This is a genomic window from Streptomyces murinus, from assembly GCF_002154555.1.
In the GTDB taxonomy this organism is placed as follows: Bacteria; Actinomycetota; Actinomycetes; order Streptomycetales; family Streptomycetaceae; genus Streptomyces; species Streptomyces murinus.
Genome location: NZ_MUNF01000317.1, coordinates 1 through 4,899, shown reverse-complemented (window position 1 = coordinate 4,899; position 4,899 = coordinate 1). Strand labels below are relative to the sequence as shown.

Genomic DNA, 4,899 nt, shown 5'->3' with positions numbered 1-4,899 from the left:
TCGCTGCTGCTGGGCGCGCTGATGCCCCAGTACAGCGCCAGCGCGCCCAGCAGCAGCGACACGTACGGCCAGCTGAACAGCGCGAAGAAGATGGCCCACATCCCGGACAGCAGCGCGAAGCGCGCCCGGCGCTGGACCGGGTCCGTGGGGTCCCAGCGCATGCCCGCGCCGGGGCCGCCCTGACCGCCGCCCTGGCCACTGCCCTGCCCGCCGGGCCCCTGAGGGCCCGCGCCGGGACGCTCGCCGAAGCCGCCGGGGGACCGGCCGGGCTGCCGGTCGCTCCACTGGCTGCCCCACGAGCCGCCGCCCTGCTGGCCCTGGCCACCGTGACCGCCCTGGCCACCACCGGAACCGGAAGGACCGGAGGGACCCGACGCACCGCCCGGGTGCCGCGGCTGCCACGGCCGGTCCGGGGTGCCCTCCGGCGGCGGCGCGAACGGATTGTCCTGCTGCCGTCCGCCCTCGTCACCGCGGCCGTCCCGCCCGGGGCCGCCGTTCTGCCCCTCGCCGGAGCTTCCGGAGCCGCCCCGCGGGGCGTCGGGCGGCGTCGAAGGCCGCTCGCGCAGCAGCACTCCGTCGCGCTCCCCTCCCCGGACCGGTGCTGGCGGGAACGTGAGGAGTCGCAGGCTGCGGACGGGCATCAAAAGAGCGTCTTCCCCTAGATCAACACGGCTGGTCGTCGTGAGCTTCCACCCCGTCAACGTGCCGCACGACGACCGCGTTCCCGGGGCTGCTCCTGTCGATTCCCTGCGAACGCTACCTCCCGGCCACGCACCCGTCCCGTGGGGGCCGTCCGCGGTGCCGGTATCGTTGCTGGCGGTCGGCCGCTTCGTAGACTTCCCCGTATCCCGGGGCGCGAAGCATTCGTACGAATGTACAAACCGCCGACGGTACAGACCGTTTCTTGAGAAAGGGCCCCACCGTGGCCGCCAACCCCGTGGCCAAGCGCCTCGTCGTGCTGGTCTCCGGATCCGGCACCAACCTCCAGGCGCTCCTTGACGGGATCGAGAGCGCCGGAGCCGAGGCGTACGGCGCGCGGATCGTCGCCGTCGGGGCCGACCGCGACGGCATCGAGGGGCTCGCCCGCGCCGAGCGCGCCGGGCTGCCGACCTTCGTGTGCCGGGTGAAGGACCACGCGAGCCGCGAGGAGTGGGACGCCGCCCTCGCCGCGGCGGTCGCGGCGTACGAGCCCGACCTGGTGATCTCCGCAGGGTTCATGAAGATCGTGGGCAAGGAGTTCCTCGCGCGCTTCGGCGGGCGGTTCGTCAACACCCACCCGGCCCTGCTGCCCAGTTTTCCCGGCGCCCACGGGGTCCGCGACGCGCTCGCGTACGGCGCCCGGGTCACCGGCTGCACCGTCCACTTCGTCGACGACGGCGTCGACACCGGGCCGATCATCGCGCAGGGCGTGGTGGAGATCCGGGACGAGGACGACGAGAGCGCGCTGCACGAGCGCATCAAGGAAGTCGAGCGAAGGCTGCTCGTCGAGGTCGTGGGGCGGCTCGCCCGCAACGGCTATCGCATTGAGGGACGAAAGGTAGTTATCCAGTGACCGCCGAGAGCAACAAGCGGCCCCTTCGCAGGGCGCTCGTCAGCGTCTACGACAAGACCGGCCTGGAAGAGCTGGCGCGCGGGCTGCACGAGGCCGGTGTCGAGCTGGTGTCGACCGGTTCCACTGCCTCCCGTATCGCCGCCGCCGGGGTCCCGGTCACCAAGGTCGAGGAGCTGACCGGCTTCCCCGAGTGCCTGGACGGCCGGGTCAAGACCCTGCACCCGAAGGTGCACGCGGGCATCCTCGCCGACCTGCGCCTGGAGGGCCACCGCGCGCAGCTCGACGAGCTGGGCGTGGCGCCGTTCGACCTGGTCGTGGTGAACCTCTACCCGTTCCGCGAGACCGTGGCCTCCGGTGCCTCGGCCGACGAGTGCGTGGAGCAGATCGACATCGGCGGCCCCTCGATGGTCCGCGCCGCCGCCAAGAACCACCCCTCGGTCGCCGTGGTCACCAGCCCCGACCGGTACGCGGACGTCCTCGCGGCCGTCAAGGACGGCGGCTTCGACCTGGCCGCCCGCAAGCGGCTGGCCGCCGAGGCGTTCAAGCACACCGCCGCCTACGACGTGGCCGTCGCCTCCTGGTTCGCCGCCGACTACGCGCCCGTGGACGACTCGGCCTTCCCGGACTTCACCGGCGCCACCTACGAGCGCAAGAACACCCTGCGCTACGGCGAGAACCCGCACCAGGGCGCCGCGCTGTACGTCGACGGCACCGGTGGCCTGGCCGAGGCGGAGCAGCTGCACGGCAAGGAGATGTCGTACAACAACTACACGGACACGGACGCCGCGCGCCGTGCCGCGTACGACCACGCCGAGCCCTGTGTCGCGATCATCAAGCACGCCAACCCCTGCGGCATCGCGGTCGGCGCGGACGTGGCCGAGGCGCACCGCAAGGCGCACGCCTGCGACCCGCTGTCCGCGTTCGGCGGTGTCATCGCCGTGAACCGGCCGGTCAGCAAGGAGATGGCCGAGCAGGTCGCGGAGATCTTCACCGAGGTCATCGTCGCCCCGGACTACGAGGAGGGGGCCCTGGAGGCCCTCACCAAGAAGAAGAACATCCGCGTGCTGAAGGCCCAGGGCGGCCCCGCGAACGCGGTCGAGGCCAAGCCGGTCGACGGCGGTCTGCTGCTCCAGGCCGCCGACCGGCTCCAGGCCGAGGGCGACGACCCCGCCAACTGGACGCTGGCCAGCGGCGAGGCGCTGTCCGCCGAGGAGCTGAAGGACCTCGCCTTCGCCTGGAAGGCGTGCCGCGCGGTGAAGTCCAACGCGATCCTGCTCGCCAAGGACGGCGCCTCGGTCGGCGTCGGCATGGGCCAGGTCAACCGCGTCGACTCCTGCAAGCTCGCGGTCGAGCGGGCCGGCGAGGAGCGCGCCCGGGGCTCCTACGCGGCCTCCGACGCCTTCTTCCCCTTCCCCGACGGCCCGCAGATCCTGATCGACGCCGGTGTCCGCGCGATCGTCCAGCCCGGCGGCTCCGTCCGTGACGAGCTGGCCGTCGAGGCGGCCCAGAAGGCGGGCGTGACCATGTACTTCACGGGCACGCGCCACTTCTTCCACTGAGCCGAGTCAGAGCCACGTCTGAGCTGCGTCTGAGCCGTGTCTGAGCCTCGTCGCACCGAGCGGGCACGCGTACGGCGGCCTCCGGCCCTCCCCCGAGGGGGCCGGAGGCCGCCGCGCCGTATGCCGGGTCAGCAGGGGCGCAGGGAGAAGATCGGGTTCCAGGTGGCGGTGCCGGCCTGGTACGCGGTCGAGGTCCAGCGGACGCTGCCGTCCTGGTTGAAGAACCGGGCGACCGTGCCGGGCGTCTGGTTGTTGGTGAACGGGCCGTCACCGGTCCAGTTGTTCACCGTCCAGGTCTGGCACTTGTAGAAGTCGAACTTGGTGCCCTTGACGACCATGCAGAGATGGCCGTACGCGCAGGCCAGGTCCTGGGCGGCGAGCTTGCCCCGCGGGGCCTTCGTGAGGGTCAGGCCGTCGTAGCGGACCTGGTCCCCCGTCACCTTCAGCGCGGCCGGGTGGCCCGGCAGCACCTGGTCGGCGGTGCGCTCGATGGCGGTGACCCGGGTGCCGTCCGGGGCGGCGGCGGTGGCCGCGGCCGTGGAGCCGGCGAGCAGGGCGGTGGCCGCGACGAGCAGCGCGGCGGGCTTGGCGATATTCACTGTTCCCCCATGTGAACGAGCGAGGTGGTCGCTCCGCCGTGGCGGAGTGGTTCCACCGTCCCAGCCGGGCCCCGGGGCCGGTACCTCGGATGTCTCAGGGTGTGTACCGCGCGAGCCCGCGGGCGACCTTCGCGCAGTACGCGCGGTACTCCGCCGGGATCCCGCCCGCGGCGTCGACCTTCTTGTACGACGTCCGGTACGCGGCCGCGTCCAGCAGCCGCCGGTCACCGGGCAGGTCCGCCCTCATGTGGGCGTCGATGAAGCACAGATAGCGGCCCATCGCCGGGATGGACACCGCCGGGGTCAGCGGGGGCGTGGGGGTCGCGGCGGCGGGGATGCCGTCGTCCCGCATCCACCAGCGCAGCACGGCCGGGGTCCAGCGGGCGATGCCGTACTCGCGGGTGCCCGGGTCGGCGAGGTCCGCGTCGAAGCCGCTCTCGGCCTTCAGCATGGCCGCGATCAGCGCCGGGCTGACATCCGGGCGGGAACAGCGGTGGGCGGCGTCCACGATCAGCCGCCGGTAGCGCACCGGAACGCCCCGGTCGGTGCGCAGTTCGGCGGCGCCGTAGCGGGCCAGGGCCTTGCCGTCGTCGCCGGAGTGCCGGTGGTCGAGGCCGTACCCGAGGAGGGCGGCGAGGGCGGCGGCCGCGAGGGCCAGGACGGTCGTACGGCTACGGCGGCGGCCGGGGCGCGCGAGGCGGGGCAGCCGGGGTGCGCGGCCGGTGCCGGCGGCGGCCGTGACCCGGCGCAGCAGCGCCCCGGTGCCGATCCGGTCGGCGTGCGTACGGGCCAGGCAGTCCCGCACGATCTCCCGCCAGGCGTCCGGGAGTTCGGCCGCAAGGCGCAGTTCCTCGGTGCCGCGCGCATAGGCGACGGCGGCGTCCCGGCGGGCCGAGGGGGTGCCGCCGGGCAGCGGGAAGGAGCCGGTGAGCAGGAGGTGGGCGAGCACGCCGAAGGCCCAGATGTCGGCCGACGGGCGGATCGGGCGGCCGCGTTCGCCGATCTCCGCCCACAGCAGCTCGGGCGGGGTGTAGTCCGGGGTGGAGAAAGCGGGCGTGTAGCCGTGGGTGCCCTCCAGTTCGGCGGCCATGTTGAAGTCGGCGAGCCGCGCCGAACCGTCCGCCATCAGCAGCACGTTGGCCGGCTTGAGATCGCCGTGCACCCAGCCCGCCCGGTGCAACTGGCCCAG

The 4,899-nt window shown here is 73.4% G+C and carries 5 protein-coding genes; 2 read left to right on the top strand and 3 right to left on the bottom strand.

The window, feature by feature from the left end; all coding sequences use genetic code 11:
- On the bottom strand, positions 1-641 hold a 641-nt coding region (locus CCN72_RS19620), incomplete at its 3' end, for a hypothetical protein (protein WP_086808642.1).
- A 281-nt stretch (positions 642-922) separates the two neighbouring features.
- Here CCN72_RS19620 and purN point away from each other — a divergent pair.
- Both purN and purH read left to right on the top strand, forming a co-directional pair.
- A complete protein-coding gene (purN, locus tag CCN72_RS19615) occupies positions 923-1,552 on the top strand; it encodes a phosphoribosylglycinamide formyltransferase (RefSeq protein ID WP_037655972.1) in 630 nt (209 codons plus the stop codon).
- Positions 1,549-3,111 (top strand): bifunctional phosphoribosylaminoimidazolecarboxamide formyltransferase/IMP cyclohydrolase, encoded by a 1,563-nt coding sequence (purH, locus tag CCN72_RS19610; RefSeq protein WP_086808641.1) that lies wholly within the window; start codon positions 1,549-1,551, stop codon positions 3,109-3,111. The genes purN and purH overlap by 4 nt, the downstream gene beginning before the upstream one ends.
- A gap of 128 nt (positions 3,112-3,239) precedes the next feature.
- Here purH and CCN72_RS19605 read toward each other — a convergent pair whose 3' ends face one another.
- Entirely contained in the window at positions 3,240-3,710 is a 471-nt protein-coding gene (locus CCN72_RS19605) for a hypothetical protein (protein WP_085566185.1), read from the bottom strand.
- 94 nt (positions 3,711-3,804) lie between these two features.
- Positions 3,805-4,899 (bottom strand): protein kinase domain-containing protein (locus CCN72_RS19600; RefSeq protein ID WP_107430128.1); only part of this gene is annotated, 1,095 nt, incomplete at its 5' end.